Here is a 26,517-nt window from a genome sequence, read left to right as displayed (position 1 = left end):
GACGCTGGTGCAATTCAAGCCAAGACCGCATTGTCCGGAACTCGGACAGTTACAGTTCCTTTTGTTGAAAAGCATCACGATGGCTTACGCCATATTCTCCGCAATCCTCTCGGCCAATCTTGCCGCTGTCTCGTCCTTGCTCAGATCCGGCCAGTCCTCGACGCCGTCCTTCGAGACGATGCGGACGCGGTTGCGGTCGCCGCCCATGATGCCGGTGGCGGGGGAAACGTCGTTGGCGACGATGAAATCGGCACCCTTGCGGGCGAGCTTGGCTTGCGCGTTGGAAATCACGTCGGCGGTTTCGGCGGCGAAGCCGACCACCAGTTTCGGGCGGCTCGCATGGTGGCCGATGGTCTTGAGGATGTCGGGGTTTTCGGTCAGTTCGAGCGGCGCGGGGCCCTCGCCTTCCTTCTTCTTGATCTTGTTGTCGGACGAAGCTGAAACGCGCCAGTCGGCCACGGCGGCAACAAAGACGGCGATGTCGGCGGGCAGGGCCTTGGTGACGGCTTCGAGCATGTCGCGGGCGCTTTCGACATGGATGACATTGACGCCGGCGGGATCGGGGATCGTCACCGGGCCGGAGACCAGCGTGACTTCGGCGCCAAGGCGGGCGAGATGGGCGGCGATGGCGTGGCCCTGCTTGCCCGACGAGCGGTTGGCGATGTAGCGCACCGGGTCGATCGGCTCGTGCGTGGGGCCGGAGGTGACGATCGCGGTCTTGCCGGCAAGCGGCTTCGGCGCGTCATCCATTAGCGCCTCGATACCGGCCACGATCTGCAGCGGCTCGGCCATGCGGCCCTCGCCGGCTTCACCGGATTCGGCCATCTCGCCAGCCATCGGGCCGATGAAGCGGATGCCGTCTTTTCTGAGCGTTTCGATATTGCGGCGGGTGGCGGGATGGGACCACATCGCCGGATTCATCGCGGGCGCGATCAAGACCGGCCTGTTGGTGGCAAGCAGCACGGTGGAGGCGAGGTCATTGGCAAGGCCGTTTGCCATTTTCGCCATCAGGTCGGCGGTGGCGGGGGCGACGCAGATCATGTCGCAGTCGCGCGCCAGCCGGATATGGCCGACATCCTGCTCGTCCTCGCGCGAAAACAGGTCGGTGTAGACATGGCCGGAGGACAGCGCGCCGACGGCCAGCGGCGTGACGAATTCCTGCGCACCGGCGGTCATCAGCGGCCGCACCTCAGCCCCGCGCTCGCGCAGGCGGCGGATCAGGTCGAGCGACTTGTAGGCGGCGATGCCGCCGGAGATGATCAGGAGGATACGTTTGCCGGAGAGAGTCATGGAGCAGGGTCCCAGGGGTTGATGAGGGTGACGCCACACCCTTCGAAATCGCGGACATTGCGGGTGGCGATCGGCAGACCGCGCCGGACCGCGATGGCCGAGATCTGGGCATCGAGGACGGAAACGGGACGGCCCTTGGCTTTCCGGGCGCTTACGACCCGGGCGTAATATGGCGCATCCGCGTCCTCGAAGGGCAAGATGCGGCCCTGCTCATAAGGGAGGAGGAAGTTTGCTACAAAGCTTTCCAGGGTCGACCTGCGCCAGCCTTCGGGAAGAAGTTCGATACCGAGCAGAATTTCGGCTTTCACGATAGCAGGGACATAGAGCCCGTCTTCAGGCACCGAACTGAACCAGTCGACAACCGCGCTTGAAGGAACCGGAGCTGCAAACTCCGAAATGACATTGGTGTCCAGAATCATTGCCGGTCTTGCCAATCAGCAAAAACCTTGCGTTCGCCCGCCAGTTCGGTCCGCTCCGGGATCTCCAGTTCTGCGGTTCCGTATTTCTCACGCAATCTGGCGACACGATCCCAGAGGCTTTCCTTTCCCTCAATGGCGGCTTTGTCAGCCCCGGAAAGACCGGCGCGCAACAGCACGCGGGCCTCTTCTTCCATGGACACGCCATGACGGGCGGCGCGCTCGCGCAGCGCCTGCTTCACAGAGTCATCCAGATTGCGAATGGTCAGAGTTGCCATGGTGAACCTCCCCAAGCTGGGGTCTTCCTGTGACTGCAATGTAGGCATTGCATGCATTGCAGTCAAACGGGACGCAGGCCGGACTCTGTGAAGCATCCTCCCCGGGCGGCTATCGCGACGGAAACGCGCTGGCCAGAGGAAAACGGCAACCCGGCCGATGCCGGGCTGCCAGGTCTCGTTCGGTCAGGCCGCCTTGACGATCTCGACCACCTCGATTTCGAACACCAGGTCCTGCCCGGCCAGCGGGTGGTTGGCGTCGACGGTGATTTCCTGTTCGCCGATGGCGGTGATGACAAGCGCCACCTGGCCTCCCTGCGGCGTCTGGGCCTGCAGCTGCATGCCTGCCTGCGGCTCGAGTTCCGGCGGCAGGGCACTGCGCGGGATCTGCTGAACTTTCGCCGCATCATGCGGACCGTAGGCTTCCTCGGCCGGAATGGTGACCGTCTGCCTGTCGCCGACCTTCATGCCTTCGACTTCGCGGTCAAGACCGCTGATGATCTGGCCGGAGCCAAGCTGGAACTCCAAAGGCTCGCGTCCCTCTGAACTGTCGAACCGGGTGCCGTCTGGCAGTTTGCCGGTGTAGTTTATCCGCACGGTGTCGCCGGATTTGGCCTCGCTCATATGTTCATCCAATGCTTGTGTGTGTCCCGGCGCGTCAAAAAGATGGAAGCGCCTGTGGCGTTCCGCTGCCGGGTTTCCTGCCCTGACGGCACATGTTTTGCCGTCGGCGAATGCTGGACCGGCGCCTGATGGCCGGTCCAGTGCGTCCATTTTGCGCGAAAAGGACCGGAATTGCAAATCCGGCGGCTCGTTTCGGCATCACCCCCGTTCCGGGTTCAGGATGGCGGAATTCACCTCAGCCGCTTGGCGTGCGTCGCCTCGGTCTCCTCGACCACCTCAAACCCGAGCTGCTCGTAGAAGCTTCGTGAGGCAGGCGTCGAGCGGAGGCGGACGCGGGGAAACCAGATCGAGGCGCCGTCGAGGGCCCGGGCGACCAGCGCACGGGCGACGCCCGCGTGACGATGGTCAAGGCTGACATAGAGATGGCGGATGCGACCGGCGTTCTCGCTCACATAGGGATCGCGGTTGAGGCCGCAGAAGCCGATCAGGGTCTCGTCTTCGAAGGCGCCGATCAGCCGCTCGCCGGGACCGTCGAAGCGATTTTCGCCCGACTTCCAGTCATGCCGCATGCGCTCGACAAAGGGGTAGCCATCGGCCCAGGCCTCGTCGGCCAAGGGCTCCACATCGATGTCGTCAAGGGAAATGGGCCGGTAGAAGGTCACACTCACCATATAGGGTGGAAGGCGAGCGCCATCCAGACCGCGGCGGCGGCAATGATCCACAGCGCCACGCGACCGGACCGGGTATGGCGCGCCTCGGCCTTGCCGATGGCCTCGGATGTGGCGGCATCAAAACGCAGGCCGTGCTCGGCCATGTCGCCGACCTCCTGCGAGAAGCGCTCGGTGCGGGCCGCAAGCTCCGGCAATTGCTCGGCCAGCCTGAAGGCGGCGATGGCGCCTTCGCGGATGTCGCCGGCGATGCGCTTGGGCCCGAGATTGTCGCGGATCCAGTCGCCGACCACCGGTTCGGCCGCCTTCCACATGTTGAACTTCGGGTTGAGCGTGCGGGCCACGCCCTCGACCACGACCATGGTCTTCTGCAGCATCACCAGTTCTGGCCGGGTTTCCATGTCGAACAGTTCGGTGACCTCGAACAGCAGCGTCAGCAGCCGCGCCATCGATATGGTCTCGGCCGGCTGGCCGTGGATCGGCTCGCCGATGGCACGGATCGCCTGGGCGAAACTCGCCGGATCGTGCCGGGCCGGCACATAGCCTGCCTCGAAATGCACGTCGGCGACACGCCGGTAATCGCGGGTGATGAAGCCGTAGAGGATTTCGGCGAGGAAGCGGCGTTCCTTCTTGCCGAGCCGGCTGACGATGCCCATGTCGACGGCGACGATCATGCCCGCAGGATCGACGAAGAGATTGCCCTGGTGCATGTCGGCATGGAAGAAGCCGTCGCGCAGGGTATGGCGCAGGAAGGACTGGATCAGCGTGTCGGCGAGCTGATCGAGATCGTGGCCTGCAGCCTTCAGACCGGCGACATCGCTCATCTTGATGCCATCGATCCATTCCATGGTGACCACGTCGCGGCCGGTGCGCTCCCAGTCGACGCTGGGCACCCGGAAGCCGGGATCGTCGCGGGTATTGTCGGCCATTTCCGACAGGGCGGCGGCCTCGAGCCTCAGATCCATCTCGATGCGGGTGGTCTGCTCCAGCGTCCTGGTGATTTCCACCGGGCGGAGCCGGCGCGAGGACGGGATGAACCGCTCCTGCAGTTCGGAGACCAGGTAGAAGGCCTCGAGATCGCGCTTGAAGCGCTGGCGCACGCCGGGGCGGACCACCTTGACGGCGACCTGGCGGGTGCCGTTTTCGTCGGAAACCTCGGCGGGATGCACCTGGGCGATGGAGGCCGCGGCAATCGGCGGATCAAAGCGCGAGTAGAGATCGCTGATCGACCGACCAAGCGAGGATTCGATGGCGGCACGCGCCTGAGCCTCGGGGAAAGTCGCCATCCGGTCCTGAAGGCCCGACAGATCATCGGCGATATCGGCGCCGACCACATCGGGGCGGGTGGCAAGAAACTGGCCGAGCTTGACCCAGGACGGGCCCAGCCGCTCGACCGCGCGGGCCAGCCGGTCGGTGCGCTCGGCGCTTTTTGCCCTGCGTTTGGCCAGCAGGCCCGCCACCCGGTGGCCGAATTTCGCGGGCGCGGGAAGCTCGTCGGCGGGCAGCGAGGAAACCACGCCCTCGCGCACGAGGATCAAGCCCGCCCGCATCAGGCGCAGATAGGTGCCAAGACTTGCCATGCCGGTCAGATCTTCCAGGCCGAATGAAGGGCCGCAATGCCGCCGGTGTAATTGGTGTAGCCGACGCGGGAGAAGCCGGCGCGTTCGATCATCCTGGCGAAATCGGCCTGGCGCGGGAACTTGCGGATCGATTCAACCAGATACTGGTACGGCTCGGCCTCGCCGGCAATCGCCTTGCCCATGGCGGGAATGCCGTTGAACGACCAGGCATCATAGACCCGGTCGAGAATCGGCATCTCCACCTCCGAGAATTCAAGGCAGAGAAAACGACCGCCGCGGCGCAGGACCCGGTAGGCTTCTCTCAACGCCTTGTCGATGTCGGGGACATTGCGGATGCCGAAGGCAATCGTATAGGCGTCGAAACTCGCGTCCGGAAACGGCAGTTCCTCGGCATTGGCTTCAACAAACTCGAGGTTGTCGGCATAGCCCTTTTTTGCGGCGCGCTCGGCGCCGACGCCGAGCATCGAGCCGTTGATGTCGAGAACAGTGCCCTTTGCCTGCTTGTCGGAGGCGGCGACGATGCGGAAGGCGATGTCGCCGGTGCCGCCGGCCACATCGAGAAAGCGGAACCCGGGACGGCGCGGCGGGTTGAGGCTTGCCACCATCGCATCCTTCCAGACCCGGTGCAGCCCGCCCGACATGACATCGTTCATGATGTCGTAGCGCTTGGCGACCTTGTGGAAGACGTCGTTGACCAGGCCCTGCTTTTCGCCGTCCGACACGGTCCGGAAGCCGTAGCTGGTCTGCATCCCGCCATCCGTGGAAACGCGCTGTTCTGACATCTTCTAATCCCGTACTTCTTCCACTCAGCATCAAACCGGCCGGCACCTGGTCAGGAAACCGGCCAATTGTGCCGCGACCATAGCGGATCGCTCCGCTCCACGCTATCTAGGCATGACACACCAGCCTGCGGCATAGCGCTTCGCCTTATAGGCCAGCCATCCGCATATTGCCACCAGCCCGGGGAGGCGCTTTTGCCCGAATTGCCAGAAGTCGAAACGGTCCGCCGCGGCCTCGCGCCGGTGATGGAGGGGGCCGATATCGTCCGCGTCGAGCAACGGCGCGGCGACCTGCGATTTGCCTTCCCCGCCGGCTTCGCCGAACGGCTCACGGGCCGGCGGATCGTTTCGCTCGGCCGCCGGGCGAAATACCTGGTCGCCGATCTCGACGACGGCATGGTGCTGGTCAGCCATCTGGGCATGTCGGGTTCGTTCCGGATCGAGGCGGACGGGGACGGCAGCCTGAAACCGGGCGTGTTTCATCACGCCCGCTCGAAGGACGACAAGCACGATCACGTGGTGTTTCACGTCGACGGGCCGGCGGGCCGGGCGCGGGTGATCTACAACGACCCGCGCCGCTTCGGCTACATGGACCTGATGGCGCGGACCGCGCTGGCGGAGCATCCCTGGTTCAGGGGTCTCGGGGTGGAGCCGACGGGCAACAGTCTCGATGCCAATGAACTGGCGGCGCGGCTGGCCGGCAAGGCGGCGCCGCTGAAGGCGGTGCTTCTCGACCAGCGGATCATCGCGGGACTTGGCAACATATATGTGTGCGAGGCGATGTGGCGGGCGGGCCTGTCGCCGCTCAAGCCGGCGGGAGCGCTGGTGACCCGGACCGGCCGGCCGCGCAAGGCGCTCGAGGTGCTGACCCAGGCGATCAGGGAGGTGATCGACGAGGCGATCTCTGCCGGCGGCTCGTCGCTCAGGGACCATATCCGTACCGACGGGACACTCGGCTACTTCCAGCACGGATTTTCCGTTTATGACCGCGAGGGAAAGGCTTGCCCCCGGCCCGACTGTGGCGATACGGTCCGCCGCATCGTGCAGAGCGGGCGATCGACATTCCATTGCCCGCGCTGCCAGAAAAGCTGACCGGACCATATTGCCTGCCGGGAGCCGGCCCGAAAGGCTGCAACAAGGAGAGACACGCGATGGCGCTCAAGACTTTGAAGACTGAAACACGCGGCCGGGTGGCCATCATCACGCTCAACCGGCCGGACGCGCTCAATGCGCTGAATTCGGAACTGCTGGGTGAATTGCGCGAGACGCTAGCGCAGTATGGCGCCGACGACAAGATCGGCGCGATCGTGCTGACCGGTTCGGAAAAGGCCTTCGCCGCCGGCGCCGACATCAAGGAAATGCAGCCCAAGGATTATGTCACCGTCTATATGGAAGACTTCTTCGAAGGCTGGAGCGCGGTTTCCTCCGCCCGCAAGCCGGTGATTGCGGCGGTGGCCGGCTATGCACTCGGCGGCGGCTGCGAGCTCGCCATGATGTGCGATTTCATCATCGCCGCCGACACGGCGAAATTCGGCCAGCCGGAAATCACCCTCGGGGTGATCCCGGGCATGGGCGGCACGCAGCGGCTGACCCGCGCGGTGGGCAAGGCAAAGGCGATGGACCTGTGCCTGACCGGACGGATGATGGACGCCGAGGAGGCAGAGCGGTCCGGACTTGTGGCGCGCGTGGTGCCGGCGGCCGAACTGCTGGCGACAGCGACCAAGGCGGCAGAGAAGATCGCCGGGTTCTCGCTGCCGGTGGCGATGATGGTGAAGGAATCGGTCAACCGCGCCGACGAGGTGACACTGGCCGAGGGCCTGCGCTTCGAGCGGCGGCTGTTTCATTCGCTGTTTGCGACCGAAGACCAGAAGGAAGGCATGGCCGCCTTCATCGACAAGCGCAAGGCACAGTTCAAACACCGCTGACCAAAAGCGGTGCGGGTGGCGGGTATTAAGGATTTTCGCGTTGACGAAAGCCGCGATACCCGGTATACGCCCGCCATCGAATGGCAGCTTTAGGGCTCGCCGTGGTTTTCTCGCATTCCGCATGTCAAAGCGACACACCTCGCAAGAGGCGCTTTCCGGTCGGAATAGAGCATGTGACACTTTGAGAGGCATTCATGGCCAATACAACTTCGGCGAAAAAAGCGACCCGCAAGATTGCCCGCCGCACTGACATCAACAAGGCACGCCGCTCGCGTGTCCGTGGTTTCCTCCGTCTCGTCGAGGAAGCCATCAGCTCCGGCGACCAGGCAGCTGCAGCCGCGGCGCTGAAGGCCGCCCAGCCCGAACTGATGCGCGCCACCAGCAAGGGCGTGGTGCACGCCAATACAGCGGCACGGAAGATTTCGCGGCTGTCGAGCCGGGTGAAGGCGCTGAGCGCCTGATCGACCGAAAATACAGTTAGTCGACTAAAGGCCCGGCTTGTCCGGGCCTTTTTCGTTTTGCCACAACGACTTGCGCAAAACCGATTCCGGCAGTCCGTTCCGCATTGTCACGCCGCTGTCACGGTGACATCAAATATTAATTATTTTCAATGGTTTGCGGGAGGTCACAGATTCGCCTCTGGATAATCAAACCGGATTGAGCGGATATCCTGTCAAGCCCTGAAATTTTGTATCCAAGGCTTCCTGCCGGACGCAAAAACAGCTGAGCCGGTGAAAAGGCAATGAATCCAATCGCCTGTTCGGCAGGCCCGTCGAGAGCTTTTTTCAACCTTTGCGAGTCAATCCCTAAAGTGTGAATGAAACGTAAATAAGCTGCTTGATCTGACCATCCCATCCTGCCTAAATAGCCCTCGACAAGGGGCACGGAGCCGGTCGGTTCCAAGGATAGTTTGCTTCATTTCAGTAAGTGTTTTCCACCCTGCTCCTTGTTGCGCGGCGCTCGTGCCGGGCAAACCCAGATAAAACCATCAGTTGCACTGGCTCTCTCTTTCGCCATGCGATGGACCTTTGACCCGCCGGAACCGAGGTTTCAGCGGAACGGTGAAGATTTGTCCAATCCGGCGATACGAGGTCGCAGGAAGGGACGCAAACAGGAGGAACGCGCAAACGACGGCGGGGGGCACCCGCAGCAGAATGGACATGACGATCGGGACACTGTCCGAGCCGGACCATGATGGTCGGGACGGCTTACCTAAATGTGGCAACAGGGAATACAGCGGCGATGCAAACACAGATGACAACAGCGCGTAAAGCGGCACAATGGAGCGCACAAGAAACCAGCGCCCAACCGCTTGGCGGGGATGTTTGCCCGACGACTGACAAAGGGGCGGACATGAACAAGAATACCAAGGCCTTTGATCGGGTCATGGCGCGGTTGAAGGCGCAGGTCGGACCGGAAGTTTTCACAAGCTGGTTCGGACGGCTCAAGCTTCAATCGGCATCCAAGAGTGTCGTGCGGCTGTCGGTGCCGACCGCATTCCTGAAATCCTGGATCAACAACAAGTATCTCGATCAGATCAGCGCGCTGTTCAGCGAAGAAGACCCGGATATCCTGAAGGTCGAGATCGTCGTGCGATCGGCGACCCGGGCGAGCCGCCAGGTGCCGGAGACGGAAGCCGAGGCGCCCGCCAACGCATCCACCACACAGCCGGCGCCGGTGGCCGCACGCAAGGACATGCACCTGTCGGTCAAGGGCGTGGGAGCGCATCTTTCGGCCTTTGCGAAGGGACCGCAGGCCGCCAACACGGTGATCGGGTCGCCGCTCGATCCGCGCTACACATTCGAGAGCTATGTCGAAGGCTCGTCGAACCGCGTGGCGCTCGCGGCGGCCAAGACCATTGCCGAAGCCGGCACCGGCGCGGTGCGCTTCAACCCGCTGTTCATCCATTCCAATGTGGGCCTCGGCAAGACCCACCTGTTGCAGGCGATCGCCGCGGCTGCCAGCCGCCATGCGCGCAATCCACGGGTGGTCTACCTGACAGCCGAATATTTCATGTGGCGCTTCGCCACCGCGATCCGTGACAATGACGCGCTGTCGTTCAAGGAATCGCTGCGCAATATCGACCTGCTGGTCATCGACGACATGCAGTTCCTGCAGGGCAAGTCGATCCAGCACGAGTTCTGCCATCTTCTGAACATGCTGCTCGATTCCGCCCGCCAGGTGGTGGTCGCCGCCGACCGCGCGCCGTGGGAACTGGAATCGCTCGATCCGCGTGTCCGGTCGCGGCTGCAGGGCGGCGTCGCCATCGAAATCGAGGCGCCGGACTTCGACATGCGGCTGGAGATGCTGCGCCAGCGGCTGGCGATCGCGCAGATCGAGGACGGCACGCTGGATATCGGCGAAGACATTCTCGCCCATGTGGCGCAGAACATCACCTCGAGCGGCCGGGAACTGGAGGGTGCGTTCAACCAGCTCCTGTTCCGCCGCAGCTTCGAGCCCAACCTGACGCTCGAGCGGGTCGACCAGCTGCTCGGCCACCTGGTCAATGCGGGCGAGCCGAAGCGGGTGCGCATCGAGGACATCCAGCGGGTGGTGTCACGGCACTACAATGTCTCGCGGCAGGAACTGGTATCCGACCGCCGCACCCGCGTCATCGTCAAGCCGCGGCAGATCGCAATGTATCTGGCCAAGACCATGACGCCGCGTTCGTTTCCGGAAATCGGCCGCAGATTCGGCGGACGCGACCACACGACAGTGCTGCATGCCGTCCGGAAGATAGAAGAGCTGATCAATTCGGACACCAAGCTCGGCCACGAGATCGAACTGCTCAAGCGGCTGATCATCGAATAGACCGCAAACCCGGGCGCTTATCCCCAGAATCCCGGTCCGGCCCGAAAGGTCCGGGCCGGTTTTTGTTGCATATCAGGGGCATAATCTGCCATTTTGCTCGCCCGGGCCTGGCGCAGCCAGCGCCAGTCTATGGCCCAGACCGGACAAAAGCCGGACAAGACAGAATTTGAAAGGCCTGCGCAGCCACGCGCGGGCCCCCAGCCAAGCGGTAGTCAAATCATGCGTGTCACCCTCGAGCGTTCCAATCTCCTCAAGTCGCTGAACCACGTGCATCGCGTGGTCGAGCGCCGCAACACCATTCCGATCCTGTCGAATGTGCTGCTGAAGGCAGAGGGCGCAACGCTGGACATGAAGGCAACCGACCTGGATCTCGAAATCACCGAGGCGACGGCCGCCATGGTCGAACAGGCCGGCTCGACCACGGTGCCTGCGCACCTGCTCTATGACATCGTGCGCAAGCTGTCCGACGGGTCTGAAGTGCTGCTGTCGACCGATGCCGACGGGGCGACGATGACGGTTGCCTCCGGCCGCTCGAAATTCTCGCTGCAGTGCCTGCCGGAATCGGATTTCCCGGACCTGACCGCCGGTGCCTTCAGCCACACCTTCCGCCTGCCCGCGACACAGCTGAAGATGCTGATCGACCGGACCCAGTTCGCGATCTCGACCGAGGAGACGCGGTATTATCTCAACGGCATCTTCATGCATTCGATCGAGAGCGACGGTGCGCTGAAGCTGCGCGCGGTCGCCACCGACGGCCACCGACTGGCGCGCGCCGACGTCGACGCGCCTTCGGGATCCGAGGGCATGCCGGGCATCATCATTCCGCGCAAGACCGTCGGCGAATTGCAGAAGCTGGTCGACAATCCGGATGTCACCGTGACCGTAGAGCTGTCGGACGCCAAGATCCGTTTCACCATCGGCTCCGTGGTGCTGACCTCGAAGCTGATAGACGGCACATTCCCGGATTACCAGCGAGTGATCCCAACCGGCAACGACAAGGAACTGACCGTCGATTGCCAGACCTTCGCCCAGGCGGTCGACCGGGTGTCGACGATCTCGTCCGAGCGCGGCCGCGCGGTCAAGCTGGCGATCGCCGACGGGCAGCTGACGCTGACGGTGAACAATCCGGATTCAGGCAGCGCCACCGAGGAGCTGGCCGTGGGTTATGACCGCGATCCGCTGGAGATCGGCTTCAACGCCAAGTATCTGCTCGACATCACCAACCAGTTGTCCGGATCTGACGCGGTGTTCATGCTGGCCGACCCCGGTTCGCCGACGCTGGTGCGCGACACAGCCGGCGATGACGCACTCTACGTGCTGATGCCGATGCGGGTGTAGGGGCGCTTGTCCTTACGCACCGAAACGGGCTGCCGGCCGCACTGCGGCTGAGCGGGGAATTGCATGGCCGCCAGGGTGCACATCGAAAAACTCAAGCTTACCGGGTTTCGCAATTATGCGAGCCTGTCGCTCGATCTCGATGAGCGCCATGTGGTGCTGACCGGCGACAATGGCGCGGGCAAGACCAATCTGATGGAAGCGGTTTCGCTGCTGACGCCCGGCCGGGGCATGCGGCGGGCTCCCTATGGCGACCTGATCAGGACCGGACCGGGCGCAGATGCGGAACCGGCCACCGGTTTCAGCGTCTTCGCCAGGCTTGAAGGCATGGCCGGCCCCGTCGACATCGGCACCGGGGTGGACGGCGGCGAGGAGAGCGGATCGCGCCGGGTGCGGATCAACGGCGCTCCGGCGCGCACCACCGACGAGCTTCTGGACCATCTCAGGCTGTTGTGGCTGACACCGGCAATGGACGGGCTGTTCACCGGATCGGCGGGGGACCGGCGGCGGTTTCTGGACCGGCTGGTGCTGTCGGTGGATCCGGCGCATGGCGGCCGGGCGCTGAACTACGAACGCGCCATGCGCAGCCGCAACCGGCTGTTGTCCGAAGGCCGGACCGACCCGACCTGGCTTGACGGGCTGGAAGCCCAGATGGCGGAACTCGGTGTGGCCATGGCGATGGCGCGCAATGAAGTGGTGAGCCTGCTGTCGGACCTGATCGAAAGCAATGCGGAGCACAGCGTGTTTCCCGCAGCCACCGTCCGGCTCGAAGGTTTTCTCGAAGACGAGGCGCTGGCATCGGCGAGCGACATGGAGGCCGCCTTTGCCAACATGCTCGAGACCGGGCGGCGGCGCGACGCGGCCGCCGGACGGACGCTGTCGGGACCGCACCGCTCGGACCTGATCGTGCATCACCGGGCCAAGGGAATGCCCGCGGCGCTGTCCTCGACCGGAGAGCAGAAGGCGCTTCTGATCGGGCTGGTGCTGGGGCACGCGCAACTGGTGCGGGCGATGACCGGTCATGCGCCGATCCTGCTGCTCGACGAGATCGCCGCCCATCTTGACGAAGGCCGCCGGGCGGCATTGTTTGACCTGATCGAAGCGCTCGAGTGCCAGGCCTTCATGACCGGAACCGACGTTTCGATGTTTGCAAGCCTGGGGCCGCGCGGACAGATCTTCTCGGTGGCAGGCGGACAGCTGACGCCGCACGGGAATGGTTCCGCCGGTTGAACCGTGAACATAAGCTGGCGCCCTCTCGCGTCCGGAGACTGCCGATGGATAGCTCACACCTCAATCCCGACGAAGTCGCGCGCTACGCCCGGCACATCGTGCTTGCCGAGATCGGCGGGGCCGGCCAGCAGCGGCTGAAGGCGGCGCGGGTGCTGGTGATCGGCGCGGGCGGGCTGGGCTCGCCGGTGCTGAGCTATCTGGCTGCGGCCGGCATCGGGCTCTTGGGGGTGATCGACGACGACACCGTCTCGCTGTCCAACCTGCAACGGCAGATCCTGCACGACACGGCAAATGTCGGCATGGCCAAGACCGAGAGCGCCCAGCGGGCGCTCAAGCGGCTCAACCCGCACACAAGGGTGGTAACCCACGAATTGCGGCTCACCCCGGACAACGCGGTCGATGTGCTGACCGGCTACGACATGGTGGTGGACGGGTCGGACAATTTCGAAACGCGCTACCTGCTGGCCGACACCTGCGAGGCGCTGAAGATCCCGCTCATCACCGCCGCCGTCGGGCGCTTCGACGGCTCGGTCACGGTGCTGACCCCATATGAGACCAAAGCGGACGGCACACTCTGCCCAGGTTACCGCGACCTGTTTCCCGAAGCGCCGCCGGCGGGGCTGGTGCCCTCCTGCGCTGAAGCCGGCGTTGTCGGCGCGCTGACGGGGGTGATCGGCACGCTGCAAGCGATGGAAGTGATCAAGCTGATCACCGGCGCCGGAGAACCGCTGATCGGCCGGCTGTTGCTCTATGACGGGCTGGCAGCGAGCTTCCAGACCATCCGCTACGGGCGGAAGGGCTGACCTTCTTCAGTTCCTGATCGGCAGCACGCGATCGGGTGGACGGTGGCCGTCGAAGAAGGTGCGGATGTTGATGATCACCTTGTCGCCCATGTCGATGCGGCCCTCGATTGTGGCCGATCCCATGTGCGGCAACAGCACCACCTTGCCCTCCGTGGCAAGCTTGACCAGCCGCTTGTCGACGGCGGGCTCATGCTCGAAGACATCGAGGCCGGCACCGGACAGGCGGCCGTCGCGCAGCGCCTTGATCAGCGCGTCCTCGTCTATGATGCCGCCGCGGGCGGTGTTGACTATGTAAGCGCCGGGTTTCATCAGCTCCAGCCGGCGCGCCGACAGGAGATGGAAGGTGGCGGGGGTCGAGGGGCAGTTGACCGAGACGATGTCGACGCGCGCCAGCATCTGGTCGAGGCTGTCCCAATAGGTGGCCTCGAGCTGGTCTTCGGTGGCGGGATCGACGCGGCGGCGGTTGTGGTAGTGGATCGACAGGCCGAAGGCCTTGGCGCGGCGGGCCACCGCGGTTCCGATGCGGCCCATGCCGATGATGCCGAGCCGCTTGCCGCCGATGCGGTGACCGAGCATCCAGGTCGGCGACCAGCCTTTCCAGGCGCCGCCGGAACCGACGATCACATTGGCGCCCTCGGTCAGCCGCCGCGGCACGGCAAGCATCAGCGCCATGGTCATGTCGGCGGTATCGTCGGAGAGCACGTTGGGGGTGTTGGTGACGGTGATGCCCTTTTTCTGCGCGGCCTCGACATCGATGTTGTCGACGCCATTGCCGAAATTGGCGATCAACTTCATCTGCGGGCCTGCCTGCTCGATCAGCGCCGAATCGATCTTGTCGGTCACGGTGGGGACCAGGACATCGGCCGAGCGCATGGCGGCGACCAGGTCTGGCTGGGTGCGCGGTTCGTCGTTGATGTTGAGCTCGGCATCGAAAAGCTCGCGCATACGGGTTTCGACTGCGTCGGGCAGACGGCGGGTGATGTAGACCTTCGGTTTTTTCTTGTTCGGCATCTTATACAGGTCCGGCGTTGAGAGCTTTTTAACCAAACTCGGCGACAGTGACGTATGCGTAACGCTTTTTCTATCAGACCCTCCGGCGATGACAATCCAAAGCGCCGGTATTGCTGTTTAAAAAGCGCTGCAAGCCCGCTCCCGGTATTCGTCGGCACTCGCCGCGCCTGATGCCGCCGGTCGCACAGCGTCCGGCCAGAGAGCCGGGAAACACGGGCTTGAAACAGGAACAGAGCGGCGCCGCGTTGCCTGGCGCCCCAACCCAAAAGGTGTGAGTCATGCGTCGCCTTTCCCTTTTTGCCGCAACCGGCCTGGCCCTGACCGGCCTGACCCTCAGCCCGATGCTCGGCACAGGTCCGGATTCGGGCTTTGCCGCCCGGGCACAGGCCGCGGCCAAAGGCCCGAGCGGATTGCCCCTGCCCCGGTTCGTCAGCCTCAAGGCCAAGCGCGTCAACCTGCGTGTTGGCCCGGGCCAGGATTATGCGGTGGCCTGGCTCTACACCAAGTCCGGCGTGCCGATGGAGGTGATCCAGGAATATGACAACTGGCGCCGGGTGCGCGATGCCGAAGGCACCGAGGGCTGGGTCTACCAGTCGCTGCTTTCGGGCGAACGCACGGCGATGACCGCACCCTGGAAGAAGGGTGATGCGACGGACGATTTCATCAACATGCATCGCGAGGCGCGCAGCAATGCCGATATCGTCGCGCGGCTGGAGCCCGGCGTGGTCGTATCAGTCAAGGCCTGCGACGGCGACTGGTGCGAAGCCCAGGCCGACGGAACCAGCGGGTGGGTGCAGCAGAGCGAGATCTGGGGCGCCTATCCGGGCGAGGCCTTCAAGTAGGATTGCCGCACCGGTTTCCCCGGAAACCCGGGCGGAACGCGATTCAGGCGCAGTTGCCCACGCCTGAATGCAAATCACACTCGATTTCGAAATCCATCCCGCCGCTCGCGCAAGGCGCATGCGGCGGTCGATCCACGTTCGCCTCAGAGAATGCGCACGGCGCCCTTTGCGGCGCTGCTGGCCATTGACGCATAGGCCTTGAGCGCGGTGGAGACGGCCCGCTTGCGCGGCTTTGACGGCTGCCAGCCTTCCGCCTCGCGCTTCGCACGGCGTTCGGCAAGCGTCGCCTCGTCGACGGCCAGGTGAATGCTGCGGCCGGGGATGTCGATCTCGATCATGTCGCCGGTTTCGACCAGGCCGATGGTGCCGCCTTCGGCGGCTTCCGGCGAGACGTGGCCGATCGACAGGCCGGAGGACCCCCCCGAGAAGCGACCGTCGGTGACCAGTGCGCAGGCCTTGCCCAGCCCCTTGGATTTCAGATAGCTCGTCGGGTAGAGCATTTCCTGCATGCCGGGTCCGCCGCGCGGCCCCTCGTAGCGGATCAGCACCACGTCGCCGGGCTTGACCTTGCCGGTCAGGATGTCCGAGACGGCATCATCCTGGCTTTCGAAGATCCGCGCGGGGCCCGAGAACTTCAGGATCGAGTCATCGACGCCGGCGGTTTTGACGATGCAGCCGTCCTCGGCGAGATTGCCGAACAGCACGGCGAGGCCGCCATCCTGCGAAAACGCATGCTCGGCATTGCGGATCACGCCGCCGGTGCGGTCGAGATCGACGTTGGTGTAGCGGCGGGACTGCGAGAAGGCGGTCTGGGTAGGAACACCGCCAGGTGCAGCGCGATAGAAATCATGCACTTCCGGATCGTTGGACTGGACCACGTCCCATTTCCTGAGCGCGTCAGCCATGGTCTTTTCATGGATGGTGCCGACCGAGACATCGAGCAGTCCGGCGCGGTCGAGTTCGCCCAGGATCGCCATGATGCCGCCGGCACGATGGACGTCTTCCATGTGCACATCGCTCTTGGCAGGCGCGACCTTGCACAGCACGGGAACCTTGCGCGACAGCCGGTCGATATCGGCCATGGTGAAATCGACCTCGCCCTCATGGGCGATGGCCAGCAGATGCAGCACCGTGTTGGTGGAACCGCCCATGGCGATGTCGAGCGTCATGGCGTTCTCGAAGGCCGCGAAGGATGCGATCGAGCGCGGCAGGACGCTGGCGTCGTCGCCGTCATAGTACTGCTTGGCGAGAGAGACGATTGTGCGGCCGGCCTCCCGGAACAGCCGCTCGCGGTCGGCATGGGTGGCGAGCGTCGAGCCGTTGCCGGGCAGCGCCAGCCCCATGGCCTCGGCGAGACAGTTCATCGAGTTGGCTGTAAACATGCCCGAGCAGGAGCCGCAGGTCGGGCAGGCCGAGCGTTCGATAGCGGCGACGTCGGAATCGCTGATGTTGTCATCGGCGGCGGCGACCATGGCGTCGACCAGATCGAGCGCCTTCTCGGTGCCGTCCTCGAGGATGACCTTGCCGGCTTCCATCGGACCGCCGGAGACGAAGATCACCGGGATGTTGAGCCGCATCGCCGCCATCAGCATGCCGGGCGTGATCTTGTCACAGTTGGAAATGCAGACCATGGCGTCGGCGCAATGGGCGTTGACCATGTATTCGACGGAATCGGCGATCAGTTCGCGAGAGGGCAGCGAATAGAGCATGCCGTCATGGCCCATGGCGATGCCGTCATCGACGGCAATGGTGTTGAATTCCTTGGCGACGCCGCCGGCCTTTTCGATTTCGCCGGCCACCAGCTGACCCAGATCCTTGAGGTGAACATGGCCGGGCACGAACTGGGTAAAAGAGTTGACCACGGCGATGATCGGCTTGCCGAAATCGCCGTCCGCCATGCCGGTTGCCCGCCAGAGCCCGCGGGCGCCTGCCATGTTGCGGCCATGGGTGGATGTTCTCGAACGATAGGGCGGCATGTGTTTTCCTCTTGGCTCCCGAAACAAAGTCTCGCACACGGCAGGGCGCGCACGGATACGTCGACACCCTAGTAATCGGTTATCGGCGGCATTTCCAGAGCGGTCGGAACGATGATTGCAGCAAAGCCATCACACCAAGATCGGGTTTTCCCTGAAGGGCTTCCCCTTCCCTCACCGAAACCGGTGCGGCGCGGCACGGGCTGCCAGCGCGGGCCGGGCGTCGATCCGGCGAAGCCCGGACGCCGGGCAGGTGTGGTTTTACTCCGGTCCCGGTGTCATTCGCGGTTCACAATGACATGGCAATGGCTGCCGCGGGGATATGTTTCCTCTGTGAACGTGCAGGAGGTCATTATGGCTGGTACAACAATTCAATTTTCTCGTCGCAATCTCTTGAAATCAGGCGCCGTCGTCGGCTTGACGGCGGTTTCGCCTTTTCTGACTTTTCGCGCCGGCGCCGCCGCAGAGGGAGAGCTGCAGATGGTGCCCGCCACACCCAATCCGAATGGCGCTTTCGAACGGCTGTTCCTGCTGAAGGGAGACCCTTTCTCCGGACCGATCAGCACGATCATCACGGCGGAAGGCAATCCGGTGCCGCAATCGTCGCTGGAACCGGGCGAGCGCCGGGTGTTGCGGCTGATGCATTTCAATGATCTTCACAATCACATCACCGACACCCATGGCAAGAAGGGCGACACGCACCGGCTGTCGCAGATGGTCAAGAAGGTTCGCGAAGCCAAGGCCGCGGCCAAGGACAACGAAGCCGTGCTGTTCCTCTCGGGTGGCGACGACCATACCGGCTCGGTGTTCGACGAACTGCTTGGCTGGTCGCCTGAAGGCTTTGTCGCGGACCCGGCCTATCGGAGCTATTCGGCGGCAGGCGTCGACATCGCGGTACTCGGCAATCATGAGTTCGATCGCGGCTGCGAGATCCTGAAGGCCGGCCTCAAGGCCGACGCGAAGTTCCCCGTGCTTTCCGCCAATGTCCGGGGTTCGAAGTTCATGTCGATGAACGAAGACTACGCCTGCGCGGCGATTGCCGAAGTGAAGGGGATGCGCATCGGCTTCATCGGCCTGACGACAGCGGTCGACACCCGTGTCGGCCAGCCTTCGGATCCGGACCTGACGGTCTCCAGCCCGGTCGAGGCGATCCGCAACGTGCTTCCGGCGGTGGCCTCCGTCTCCGATGTCGTCGTTATCCTGTCGCATTGCGGCTACGGCTCGGGCAACCACATGAGCGGCAAGGCCGCAACCAACCGGATGATTGGTGAAGGCGACTTCGACATCGCCGCGGCGGCCGGGCCGCTGACCGACAAGCCGATCGTGCTGATCGGCGGCCATTCGCACACCCGCCTCAATGCCGAAGGCATCGACCCTGACAACGTGATCGATGGCGTACTTCTGACCCAGGCCGAAGCCAACGGCTCTCATCTCGGCGAGATCGCAATGTCGATCGCGGCCGACAACGGCCGCAAGGCCTGGTTCTCCTCGGTCGGCCTGCATCCGGTGAAAACCCGCGATGACCGGGTTGCCGCCGACGATCCGAAATACGCGGGCCTCGAGCATGACGGCGATTTCGACGCGGAGTTCGAAGCCGAGCACATCGCACCACTGCTCGCAGCGCTTGACGAGAAGCTCACGGAAGTCATCGGCAGCGTCGAGCAGGACGAACTGGTATCGACCGAACGCACGATCGCCGATCGCTACATCCGCGAATGCGCCATCGCCAATTTCATGAACGATGCGCTGGTCGAGCGGTCGTCGACCTTCGCCAATGGCAAGATCGACATCGCCATGTTCAACGCCACCGGGCTTTCCGCCGGCGTCAGCGAGGGGCCGTTGACCTTCAAGCAGTGGTTCGACGTCATGCCCTATGCCGACAATGTCCATGTCGCGACCATGACCGGGACCGAGATCCAGGAGATGCTCGACAACAACGCCAAGCGCATCCTGCGTCCGGAAGAGCTGGCGGGCGGCGAAATCAAGCTCGAAAGCTTCGTGTCACGCGGCTTCCTGCATTTCTCCAAGGCCATCCGCTATCGTATCGAATACGGCACCTCGGCGGCCGAAGCGCGCGCTGTCGATGTGGAAGTGAACGGCCGGCCGCTGGCGGAGCAGATGGACAAGAGCTTCACCATCGCCTTCAACACCTACATCTCGCTCGGCGGTTTCGGCGAATCCTGGAACGGCAAGCCGATCGGTGGCGGCGTTGCCGGCGATATCCCGAGCATGGATCTGCGCAAGCTGAACTATCTGCACACCGGACTTGTCTACCGCAACGAGATCATTGCCTTCATTCGCGATGCCGGTGTGATTTCGGCAAAAACCGGCGCAGTGCTGGACGGACGGCTGCAGACCGCCAACGCCTGACAAGTCTATCATGGGCCGGCCGGATCCGGTCGGCCCATGAGACCCTGATCCCTGGAGCGATCTTGCCGTGACGTGCACAGCTTAACGTCTCACAAGGAGGATGCCGCACGGTCTCTGCGTCGGGATGTCAGCGCCTGGGACGGACGCGGATGACCACGTCGACATGGGTGATTTCCATGCCTTCGGGCGCATCGGGCAGATCGGTCACCGAAATGTTGCCGACCGGGATATCGAGCACGCTGTTGGAGCCTTCCACCACGAAATGATGGTGATCGGAGACATTCGTGTCGAAATAGGTCTTGGCGGTTTCCAGCGACAACACCCTGAGAAGGCCTGCTTCTGTGAACTGGTGCAGCGTGTTGTAGACGGTCGCCAGCGAGCAGGGTACGCCGACGCCGACGGCCTCTTCGTGCAGTTCCTCGGCGGTGAGATGCCGGTCGCCCTTGGCAAACAGCAGATCCGCCAGAGCGACGCGCTGACGTGTCGGGCGAAGCCCTGCCCCGCGCAGCCGCAAGGCCGAATCGCGGTCGGCTGATTTTGATCCGTGCGCACCTGGCATGTTCAACGGCGTCCGATCGATGGATTTCATGTGTTTCATATATCTTTTGTGGGCATTGCTTTCAATAGACCGGCGAAATCCACTTTCCGCCGCCCCTCCCTCTTTCACTTGAAGGCCTCATCCGGTATTCGGGGATGCCGTGCGCGCTGGTTTCACCCAGGTGCGGGCCTGTGCTAGTTTGCACATGACAAATTCAAGCCGCGCGGAAAGACGGCGAACGAGGAGACGCTTTTTTCATGGTCGACAGGCAATCGAGCTACACATACGAAGAGATCCTGACATGTGCGGAAGGCGAACTATTCGGCCCTGGAAATGCACAACTGCCGTTGCCGCCGATGCTGATGGTACACCGTATCACCGATATTTCGGAAACCGGTGGCGCCTTCGACAAGGGCTACCTGCGCGCCGAATTCGACATCACGCCAGACCTCTGGTTCTTCCCCTGCCATTTCAAGGGCAACCCGGTGATGCCCGGCTGCCTTGGCCTTGACGGCATGTGGCAGCTGACCGGCTTCTATCTTGGCTGGCTCGGCGAACAGGGCCGCGGCATGGCGCTGTCGACCGGCGAAGTGAAGTTCAAGGGCATGGTGACGCCTTCGGTCAAGAAGCTCGAATACGGCATCGATTTCAAGCGGGTGATGCGCGGACGGCTGGTGCTCGGCATCGCCGATGGATGGCTCAAGGCCGATGGCGAGACGATCTACAACGCCACCGATCTGAAGGTCGGCCTTGCTAAGGACAAAACCGCCTGACACCCCCGCTGAAGGCGTGCGAAAGAGGCGCCGGGAAAATTCAGGACCCTCACCATGAAAGGGCAGGACATGAGACGAGTCGTCGTCACGGGCATGGGGATCGTATCCTCTATCGGCAACACCGCTAGCGAGGTGACCGAGTCGCTCCGCAACGCCAAATCAGGCATCAGCTTCAGCGAGGACTTCGCCGAACATGGCTTCCGCAGCCAGGTATGGGGCGCACCGACGCTGGACCCGACCGACATGGTCGACCGCCGCGCCATGCGCTTCCTGTCGCGCGGCGGCGCCTGGAACCATGTCGCCATGAAACAGGCGATCGAGGATGCCGGCCTTGAAGAGGGCGACATAAGCAACGAACGCACCGGGATTGTCATGGGTTCGGGCGGACCGTCGACACGGACGCTGATCGACGCCGCCGACATCACCCGCAAGAACGGCAGCCCGAAGCGCATCGGCCCGTTCGCGGTGCCCAAGGCGATGTCATCGACGGCATCGGCGACGCTTGCGACCTGGTTCAAGATCCACGGCGTGAACTACTCGATCTCGTCGGCCTGCTCGACCTCGGCGCATTGCATCGGCAATGCGGCGGAACTGATCCAGTGGGGCAAGCAGGACATGATGTTCGCCGGCGGCCACGAGGACCTGGACTGGACCATGTCGAACCTGTTCGACGCCATGGGCGCGATGAGTTCGAAATACAACGAGACCTCCCCCTCCACGGCCAGCCGCGCCTATGACGTCAGCCGCGACGGCTTCGTTATTGCCGGCGGCGCCGGCGTACTGGTGCTCGAGGAACTCGAGCACGCCAAGGCCCGGGGTGCCAAGATCTATGCCGAACTGACCGGCTACGGCGCGACGTCGGATGGCTACGACATGGTGGCCCCCTCCGGCGAAGGCGCCATCCGCTGCATGCGCCAGGCGCTTTCGACGGTGAAGGGCCGGGTCGACTACATCAACACCCACGGCACCTCGACGCCGGTGGGCGATTCCAAGGAAATCGGCGCGATCCGCGAAGTCTTTGGCACCGACATGCCGCATGTGCAGTCGACCAAGTCGCTGACCGGGCACTCGCTCGGCGCCACCGGCGTGCAGGAGGCAATCTACTCGCTTTTGATGATGAAGGAGAACTTTATCGGCGAAAGCGCCCACATCACCGAACTCGACCCGGAATTCGACGGCGTGCCGATCGTGCGTTCGCGCATCGACAACGCGAAGATCGACACGGTGCTGTCGAACTCGTTCGGCTTTGGCGGCACAAACGCGACGCTCGTCTTCCAGCGTCACAACGGGTGATGGGCATGGACGGGATCATGAAGGGCAAGCGCGGCCTGATTATGGGCGTGCTCAACAACCACTCGATCGCCTGGGGCATCGCCCAGCAACTGGCGGCAGCCGGCGCCGAGTTGGCATTCACCTACCAGGCCGAAGCCTTCGAAAAGCGGGTCAGGCCGCTGGCCGAAAGCGTCGGTTCGAAACTGCTCTTGCAGTGCGACGTCGAGGACGTGGCGACCGTCGATGCGGTGTTCGAGACGCTCAAGGCCGAATGGGGCACGATCGATTTTGTCGTGCACGCCATCGGCTTTTCCGACAAGTCGGAACTCAAGGGCCGCTATGCAGACGTGACCACGCGCGAGAATTTCTCCCGCACCATGGTGATTTCGGCCTACTCGTTCACGGAAGTTGCGCAGCGCGCGGCACCGCTGATGAGCGAGGGCGGTTCGATCCTGACGCTGACCTATGGCGGCTCGATGCGGGTGATGCCGAACTACAACGTGATGGGCGTCGCCAAGGCCGCGCTTGAAGCCATGGTGCGCTATCTCGCCGCCGATTACGGCCAGGATGGCATCCGCGTCAACGCCATCTCGGCAGGCCCTGTGCGGACGCTCGCGGGCGCAGGCATCGGTGACGCGCGGGCGATGTTCAACTACCAGAAGAAGAACGCACCGCTCAGACGCACCGTCGACATCACCGATGTCGGCAAGTCGGCGCTCTACCTGCTGTCGGACCTGTCGTCGGGTGTAACCGGCGAGATCCACTACGTGGATTCGGGTTTCAACATCACCTCGATGCCGATCGTCGAGGAGCTGAAGCGGACCGATACGGAACAGGCCTGAGGCGTCCCCGCCAGCCGGAAACCAGAGGCCCCGGATAGGAAAATCCGGGGCTTTTTCATGCACAGGCCGTCTGACTACTCTTCGAACACCAGCGCGTCCGGATCAGCGCCGAGTTGCTTGAGGGCGTCGTTGACGCTTTCGATCATCGGGTCAGGTCCGCAGACATAGAAGTGCTGCGAGGTATTGCCAATCAACCGTTCGAGCATCGCCTTGTCAACATGGCCGTACTCGAAACCGTTCTTGTCCTCTTCACTGAGCACATGGATCGTTTCCAGACCGGGCATCGCCTCGAACTCGTCGCGCAGGATGATATCGTCTTCGCGCTTGTTGGCGAAAATCAGGCGGTGGCCGGAGAGCTCGCCTCGCTCCCGGAGCATGCGCAGGATGGCGATGAACGGGGTGACACCGGCGCCGCCGGCGATGAAGGTGCCCCTGCCCTTGTACTCGATCGTGCCCCACGGATCGCCGACGATGAACCTGTCGCCGACACTCATATTGCCGATCTGTTCGGTCAGCCCGTTGTGCTCGGGATAGATCTTGATGGTAAACTGCAGTTCGTCCCATTCAGGAAGCGCGGTGAAGGTGAAGGGGTTGTCCGCGTCACGCCAGCCATCCTTGTCGATGGCAACCTCCGCAGCCTGCCCCGGCGTAAACGCAAAGCCCTCGGGCTTTTCGAAGGTCAGTTGGCGGACATTGTGGGTGACTTCCTCGATCCTGGTAACGGCTAGCGTGTGGCCCATGGAGTGTGCTCCTGCGTTGGTGTTGCAGGGGCAATGCATGAGCAAGGCGGATTGTTCCGGGAGCAAGCGGAATAGCAGCCGGGCAACCGAAGCCCGGCTCAGAACGCTTTCGAAAACCGGGCGGCAACCGCATGGCTTTCCGTCCGGGCTCCGAGCTCGCCGAGATAATCCACATCGAGGTTTGCATCATTGGCAAAGCGCAACTTCAACCCGGCCTGGATCTGCGCAGTGTCACGATCGATCGGCGTGCCGGAGATGCGGAAGGCGTTTCCGCCGGCAAAGCGCATGGTCGAGGCCGGGTCTGGATCGCCAATCACATGGGACCAGCCGAGTGAGCCGCTGACTGTGGCGGTGTAGCCCTCTCCGACCGCCAGCTGCCGTTCGGCGCGCAGGCCGAGGGTAGTGAAGCCGAGGGTCTGCGATGCCGCTGCCATCGAGAGCGCTGCGGCGCCGCCGCTCTCGGTAAAGGCGCCGCTGTGCTGATGGACAAGGGCGAAGCCGGCGAAGGGCTCGAACCGGGCAAGCGGCGTGTGGAATGAATAGCCTGCCTCGCCGAAGACCTGGGTGGTGGAGGCCCTGTAGTCCGCGCTCAATGCGTTGCTCAGCGCGCCGACAGCCACATTGCGGCTGGTTGCGACATCGTGCAGGGCATAGCTGGCGCCCAGCCGCACGCCGAGCGCGCCGACCTGACCGCCTGCATAGGCGCCGAACGTGTAGCTGTCGGCCTTGCTTGAAGATGACCGGGGCCCGACATTGAAGCCGGCGTTGCCATAGCCGGCCATCAGCCCGCCGCGCCAAGCGTCGAAAAGTTCGACATCAGCGCCGACGAAAAGGCCTCCGGTGCGGTGTCCGATAGCGGCGGCATTGCCGTTGCCCCGGCTGTTGCCCCAGCTGCCATAGGCCTGCCCCCAAACGGCCACGCCGCCGCTGACATTGAGTGCGTCGCCGGAGCCGCCAAGCGAGGTCATCGGCATGGCGCCGGCGTCCAGTCCCTCGAAGGCGCTGCGAATGCGGTTGCTGGCAGCGTTGCGGGCAAAATGGCTGTCCTGGACAAACCGGCCGGCGGTGGACGGGTAAATTTCTCCCGACAAACTGTCGAAAGCTGTTCTGGCGCCATCGGCGCTGAGCCCGACAACGGCGTCATAGACCGCATTGCCGGCGGTCAGGCTGGCCACGCCACTGGCCACCGCGCGCTGGTTTGCCGTGCGGCCGACGGATGCAAAGTTTGATGCATTGCGGGTCAGCGTCAGGGTCACAGCGCTGGCGGTGTAACCGAGAGCAGCATCGAGAAAAGCAAAATTCTCGCTGACCGAGCCGAAGGTGCCGGTGACACCGGTGCCCGCGGTTATGATTGTGTAGGTGGTGGACGGGGCATAGGTGGAGCCATCATCTATGCCGTTTTCCGCCGAGACGCTGACTGTTGCGCCATTGTCGATGGTCACCGAGCCGGTGGCGGCGATCCGGTCCGAATTGCCGTCCTTGTCGACCTCCACGGCATAGGCGGAGCCGGCGGCGAAGCTGGTATTGCCAGTCACATTCAGCGTACCGATGGAATTGCCCGGCGCGATGGTGCTGCCGGAGTTGGCGGTGAAACCGCCGATCGTGCCGGAACCGCCCAGACTGCCGCCATTCAGGGTCACGGCACCAACGCTGCCATTGACCACCAGCCTGCCAGCCGAAACCGTCGTGCCCCCGCTATGAGTGTTCGCCCCGGTCAACGTCAGAGTGCCAGCACCCGATTTGGTCAGCGAGCCCGTACCGCTGATCACGCCGCCATAGCTGGTGGTGCCCGACTGGTTCACCGTGAGCCCGGCATTGCCCAGTGCAACAGTTCCGCCGGTGCCGGAAAGCGCCGACATTGTGAGAGCATGACCGTTGAGATCAAGAGTGCCGCCATTGACCGTATAGGCCGTATTCGCGGCGAATGCGCCCGCCGAGCCAGCCCGCAATGTACCGGCCTCAACCGTCGTGCCGCCGGTAAACGTGCTCGTGCCTGTCAGGGTCCAGGTGGAGGTACCCGTCTTCGACAGGCGTTCGAAGCCGGTGTATTTGGTGCCGATTTGGCCCGCATCGAAGCTCGCGCCCGGGGTGGTATCGCCTCCAAAGACAAGCGTGTCGCTGCTGCCACCTGCAACCACATTGCCGGTGATCGTCGATCCGTTTCGAAGTTCCAGCGTGTTGGTGCCGGAGGTGAATACGATTGCATTGGCGCGGGTGCTTGTGCTGCTGGAGAGCCCGCCGGAAATCGTGCCGCTGTTGATGATGATCAGGCCTGAGCCGGTGACGCCGACGCCTCCTGCGGCATCCCCCCTTCCCGAGCCGCCGTCGCCGCCCGTAATGTCATTGTTATTGATCACGGTCACGCCAGACACCGATGTGGACAGACCGGCCCCACCCGTGCCGCCATAGCCACTGGATGC

Annotated in this window: 25 protein-coding genes; 12 read left to right on the top strand and 13 right to left on the bottom strand. The window is 63.6% G+C overall.

The genetic code is table 11. The features are described 5' to 3' along the window. Positions 1-84 precede the first annotated feature (84 nt). The 7 genes from coaBC to ubiE all read right to left on the bottom strand — a co-directional run bounded on the left by coaBC (position 85) and on the right by ubiE (position 5,635). Positions 85-1,290, bottom strand: a complete 1,206-nt coding sequence (gene coaBC, locus O4H62_RS19670; RefSeq protein WP_269390443.1) for a bifunctional phosphopantothenoylcysteine decarboxylase/phosphopantothenate--cysteine ligase CoaBC — start codon at positions 1,288-1,290, stop codon at positions 85-87. Continuing rightward, positions 1,287-1,709 (bottom strand): type II toxin-antitoxin system VapC family toxin, encoded by a 423-nt coding sequence (locus O4H62_RS19665; RefSeq protein WP_269390442.1) that lies wholly within the window; start codon positions 1,707-1,709, stop codon positions 1,287-1,289. Before O4H62_RS19665 ends, coaBC begins: the two co-directional genes overlap by 4 nt. Beyond that, positions 1,706-1,984 carry a FitA-like ribbon-helix-helix domain-containing protein gene (locus O4H62_RS19660; RefSeq protein ID WP_269390440.1) on the bottom strand — a complete coding sequence of 93 codons (279 nt, stop codon included), beginning with the start codon at positions 1,982-1,984 and terminating at the stop codon, positions 1,706-1,708. Before O4H62_RS19660 ends, O4H62_RS19665 begins: the two co-directional genes overlap by 4 nt. A gap of 183 nt (positions 1,985-2,167) precedes the next feature. After that, complete coding sequence (locus tag O4H62_RS19655) at positions 2,168-2,605, bottom strand: FKBP-type peptidyl-prolyl cis-trans isomerase (protein WP_269390439.1); 438 nt, start codon at positions 2,603-2,605, stop codon at positions 2,168-2,170. A gap of 230 nt (positions 2,606-2,835) precedes the next feature. Next, positions 2,836-3,276 carry a GNAT family N-acetyltransferase gene (locus tag O4H62_RS19650; protein WP_269390437.1) on the bottom strand — a complete coding sequence of 147 codons (441 nt, stop codon included), beginning with the start codon at positions 3,274-3,276 and terminating at the stop codon, positions 2,836-2,838. Next, positions 3,270-4,853, bottom strand: coding sequence for a 2-polyprenylphenol 6-hydroxylase (gene ubiB / locus O4H62_RS19645; RefSeq protein ID WP_269390436.1), 1,584 nt, complete (start codon positions 4,851-4,853; stop codon positions 3,270-3,272). The genes O4H62_RS19650 and ubiB overlap by 7 nt, the downstream gene beginning before the upstream one ends. A gap of 5 nt (positions 4,854-4,858) precedes the next feature. Further along, on the bottom strand, positions 4,859-5,635 hold the full coding sequence (gene ubiE / locus O4H62_RS19640) for a bifunctional demethylmenaquinone methyltransferase/2-methoxy-6-polyprenyl-1,4-benzoquinol methylase UbiE (protein ID WP_269390435.1): 777 nt from the start codon (positions 5,633-5,635) through the stop codon (positions 4,859-4,861). Between the two features lie 192 nt (positions 5,636-5,827). On the opposite strand from ubiE, the gene mutM reads away from it, so the two are divergent. The 3 genes from mutM to rpsT all read left to right on the top strand — a co-directional run bounded on the left by mutM (position 5,828) and on the right by rpsT (position 8,018). Beyond that, positions 5,828-6,724 carry a bifunctional DNA-formamidopyrimidine glycosylase/DNA-(apurinic or apyrimidinic site) lyase gene (gene mutM, locus O4H62_RS19635; RefSeq protein ID WP_269390432.1) on the top strand — a complete coding sequence of 299 codons (897 nt, stop codon included), beginning with the start codon at positions 5,828-5,830 and terminating at the stop codon, positions 6,722-6,724. A gap of 59 nt (positions 6,725-6,783) precedes the next feature. After that, a complete protein-coding gene (locus tag O4H62_RS19630; protein ID WP_269390430.1) occupies positions 6,784-7,557 on the top strand; it encodes an enoyl-CoA hydratase in 774 nt (257 codons plus the stop codon). Between the two features lie 194 nt (positions 7,558-7,751). Next, entirely contained in the window at positions 7,752-8,018 is a 267-nt protein-coding gene (gene rpsT, locus O4H62_RS19625; protein ID WP_269390429.1) for a 30S ribosomal protein S20, read from the top strand. A gap of 136 nt (positions 8,019-8,154) precedes the next feature. Here rpsT and O4H62_RS19620 read toward each other — a convergent pair whose 3' ends face one another. Then, a complete protein-coding gene (locus O4H62_RS19620) occupies positions 8,155-8,460 on the bottom strand; it encodes a hypothetical protein (RefSeq protein ID WP_269390427.1) in 306 nt (101 codons plus the stop codon). A 288-nt stretch (positions 8,461-8,748) separates the two neighbouring features. On the opposite strand from O4H62_RS19620, the gene dnaA reads away from it, so the two are divergent. The 4 genes from dnaA to O4H62_RS19600 all read left to right on the top strand — a co-directional run bounded on the left by dnaA (position 8,749) and on the right by O4H62_RS19600 (position 13,736). Beyond that, complete coding sequence (gene dnaA, locus O4H62_RS19615) at positions 8,749-10,368, top strand: chromosomal replication initiator protein DnaA (protein WP_430538482.1); 1,620 nt, start codon at positions 8,749-8,751, stop codon at positions 10,366-10,368. Between the two features lie 219 nt (positions 10,369-10,587). Then, complete coding sequence (dnaN, locus tag O4H62_RS19610) at positions 10,588-11,706, top strand: DNA polymerase III subunit beta (RefSeq protein ID WP_269390424.1); 1,119 nt, start codon at positions 10,588-10,590, stop codon at positions 11,704-11,706. A 63-nt stretch (positions 11,707-11,769) separates the two neighbouring features. Further along, positions 11,770-12,933, top strand: coding sequence for a DNA replication/repair protein RecF (gene recF / locus O4H62_RS19605; protein WP_269390422.1), 1,164 nt, complete (start codon positions 11,770-11,772; stop codon positions 12,931-12,933). 44 nt (positions 12,934-12,977) lie between these two features. Then, positions 12,978-13,736, top strand: a complete 759-nt coding sequence (locus O4H62_RS19600) for a molybdopterin-synthase adenylyltransferase MoeB (protein ID WP_269390420.1) — start codon at positions 12,978-12,980, stop codon at positions 13,734-13,736. A gap of 6 nt (positions 13,737-13,742) precedes the next feature. On the opposite strand, the gene O4H62_RS19595 is transcribed toward O4H62_RS19600, so the two are convergent. After that, positions 13,743-14,747 (bottom strand): 2-hydroxyacid dehydrogenase, encoded by a 1,005-nt coding sequence (locus tag O4H62_RS19595; RefSeq protein WP_269390418.1) that lies wholly within the window; start codon positions 14,745-14,747, stop codon positions 13,743-13,745. 341 nt (positions 14,748-15,088) lie between these two features. On the opposite strand from O4H62_RS19595, the gene O4H62_RS19590 reads away from it, so the two are divergent. Further along, a complete protein-coding gene (locus O4H62_RS19590; RefSeq protein WP_269390904.1) occupies positions 15,089-15,589 on the top strand; it encodes an SH3 domain-containing protein in 501 nt (166 codons plus the stop codon). Between the two features lie 143 nt (positions 15,590-15,732). Here O4H62_RS19590 and ilvD read toward each other — a convergent pair whose 3' ends face one another. After that, positions 15,733-17,565 (bottom strand): dihydroxy-acid dehydratase, encoded by a 1,833-nt coding sequence (gene ilvD / locus O4H62_RS19585; protein ID WP_269390417.1) that lies wholly within the window; start codon positions 17,563-17,565, stop codon positions 15,733-15,735. 351 nt (positions 17,566-17,916) lie between these two features. Between ilvD and O4H62_RS19580 the strand changes: the two genes are divergently transcribed. Next, positions 17,917-19,932, top strand: coding sequence for a bifunctional metallophosphatase/5'-nucleotidase (locus tag O4H62_RS19580; protein WP_269390415.1), 2,016 nt, complete (start codon positions 17,917-17,919; stop codon positions 19,930-19,932). 127 nt (positions 19,933-20,059) lie between these two features. On the opposite strand, the gene irrA is transcribed toward O4H62_RS19580, so the two are convergent. Continuing rightward, positions 20,060-20,491 carry an iron response transcriptional regulator IrrA gene (gene irrA / locus O4H62_RS19575; protein WP_269390903.1) on the bottom strand — a complete coding sequence of 144 codons (432 nt, stop codon included), beginning with the start codon at positions 20,489-20,491 and terminating at the stop codon, positions 20,060-20,062. A gap of 236 nt (positions 20,492-20,727) precedes the next feature. On the opposite strand from irrA, the gene fabA reads away from it, so the two are divergent. The 3 genes from fabA to fabI all read left to right on the top strand — a co-directional run bounded on the left by fabA (position 20,728) and on the right by fabI (position 23,357). Next, complete coding sequence (gene fabA, locus O4H62_RS19570) at positions 20,728-21,243, top strand: 3-hydroxyacyl-[acyl-carrier-protein] dehydratase FabA (RefSeq protein WP_269390412.1); 516 nt, start codon at positions 20,728-20,730, stop codon at positions 21,241-21,243. A gap of 69 nt (positions 21,244-21,312) precedes the next feature. Continuing rightward, on the top strand, positions 21,313-22,536 hold the full coding sequence (gene fabB, locus O4H62_RS19565) for a beta-ketoacyl-ACP synthase I (protein WP_269390410.1): 1,224 nt from the start codon (positions 21,313-21,315) through the stop codon (positions 22,534-22,536). Positions 22,537-22,541: 5 nt separating this feature from the next. Then, positions 22,542-23,357 (top strand): enoyl-ACP reductase FabI, encoded by an 816-nt coding sequence (fabI, locus tag O4H62_RS19560; protein ID WP_269390409.1) that lies wholly within the window; start codon positions 22,542-22,544, stop codon positions 23,355-23,357. A 74-nt stretch (positions 23,358-23,431) separates the two neighbouring features. Here fabI and O4H62_RS19555 read toward each other — a convergent pair whose 3' ends face one another. Beyond that, the gene (locus tag O4H62_RS19555; protein WP_269390407.1) at positions 23,432-24,097 is read right to left on the bottom strand and encodes a flavodoxin reductase; all 666 of its coding nucleotides are present in this window, start codon (positions 24,095-24,097) and stop codon (positions 23,432-23,434) included. Between the two features lie 98 nt (positions 24,098-24,195). Next, positions 24,196-26,460 (bottom strand): autotransporter outer membrane beta-barrel domain-containing protein, encoded by a 2,265-nt coding sequence (locus tag O4H62_RS19550; RefSeq protein ID WP_269390405.1) that lies wholly within the window; start codon positions 26,458-26,460, stop codon positions 24,196-24,198. Positions 26,461-26,517: the final 57 nt, after the last annotated feature.

The organism is Parahoeflea alexandrii, from assembly GCF_027214025.1.
GTDB lineage: Bacteria > Pseudomonadota > Alphaproteobacteria > Rhizobiales > Rhizobiaceae > Hoeflea > Hoeflea alexandrii_A.
This window is presented reverse-complemented; position numbering and strand designations above follow the sequence as displayed.

Coding starts and splice junctions, on each gene's coding strand:
- recF (WP_269390422.1), top strand. CDS start 11,770: ATGGCCGCCAGGGTGCACATCGAAAAACTCAAGCTTACCGGGTTTCGC.
- rpsT (WP_269390429.1), top strand. CDS start 7,752: ATGGCCAATACAACTTCGGCGAAAAAAGCGACCCGCAAGATTGCCCGC.
- fabI (WP_269390409.1), top strand. CDS start 22,542: ATGGACGGGATCATGAAGGGCAAGCGCGGCCTGATTATGGGCGTGCTC.
- O4H62_RS19555 (WP_269390407.1), bottom strand. CDS start 24,097: ATGGGCCACACGCTAGCCGTTACCAGGATCGAGGAAGTCACCCACAAT.
- dnaA (WP_430538482.1), top strand. CDS start 8,749: ATGATGGTCGGGACGGCTTACCTAAATGTGGCAACAGGGAATACAGCG.
- O4H62_RS19650 (WP_269390437.1), bottom strand. CDS start 3,276: ATGGTGAGTGTGACCTTCTACCGGCCCATTTCCCTTGACGACATCGAT.
- ubiE (WP_269390435.1), bottom strand. CDS start 5,635: ATGTCAGAACAGCGCGTTTCCACGGATGGCGGGATGCAGACCAGCTAC.
- ubiB (WP_269390436.1), bottom strand. CDS start 4,853: ATGGCAAGTCTTGGCACCTATCTGCGCCTGATGCGGGCGGGCTTGATC.
- O4H62_RS19660 (WP_269390440.1), bottom strand. CDS start 1,984: ATGGCAACTCTGACCATTCGCAATCTGGATGACTCTGTGAAGCAGGCG.
- O4H62_RS19665 (WP_269390442.1), bottom strand. CDS start 1,709: ATGATTCTGGACACCAATGTCATTTCGGAGTTTGCAGCTCCGGTTCCT.
- dnaN (WP_269390424.1), top strand. CDS start 10,588: ATGCGTGTCACCCTCGAGCGTTCCAATCTCCTCAAGTCGCTGAACCAC.
- coaBC (WP_269390443.1), bottom strand. CDS start 1,290: ATGACTCTCTCCGGCAAACGTATCCTCCTGATCATCTCCGGCGGCATC.
- O4H62_RS19580 (WP_269390415.1), top strand. CDS start 17,917: ATGGCTGGTACAACAATTCAATTTTCTCGTCGCAATCTCTTGAAATCA.
- ilvD (WP_269390417.1), bottom strand. CDS start 17,565: ATGCCGCCCTATCGTTCGAGAACATCCACCCATGGCCGCAACATGGCA.
- O4H62_RS19630 (WP_269390430.1), top strand. CDS start 6,784: ATGGCGCTCAAGACTTTGAAGACTGAAACACGCGGCCGGGTGGCCATC.
- O4H62_RS19655 (WP_269390439.1), bottom strand. CDS start 2,605: ATGAGCGAGGCCAAATCCGGCGACACCGTGCGGATAAACTACACCGGC.
- irrA (WP_269390903.1), bottom strand. CDS start 20,491: ATGCCAGGTGCGCACGGATCAAAATCAGCCGACCGCGATTCGGCCTTG.
- O4H62_RS19595 (WP_269390418.1), bottom strand. CDS start 14,747: ATGCCGAACAAGAAAAAACCGAAGGTCTACATCACCCGCCGTCTGCCC.
- O4H62_RS19590 (WP_269390904.1), top strand. CDS start 15,089: ATGCTCGGCACAGGTCCGGATTCGGGCTTTGCCGCCCGGGCACAGGCC.
- O4H62_RS19600 (WP_269390420.1), top strand. CDS start 12,978: ATGGATAGCTCACACCTCAATCCCGACGAAGTCGCGCGCTACGCCCGG.
- fabA (WP_269390412.1), top strand. CDS start 20,728: ATGGTCGACAGGCAATCGAGCTACACATACGAAGAGATCCTGACATGT.
- fabB (WP_269390410.1), top strand. CDS start 21,313: ATGAGACGAGTCGTCGTCACGGGCATGGGGATCGTATCCTCTATCGGC.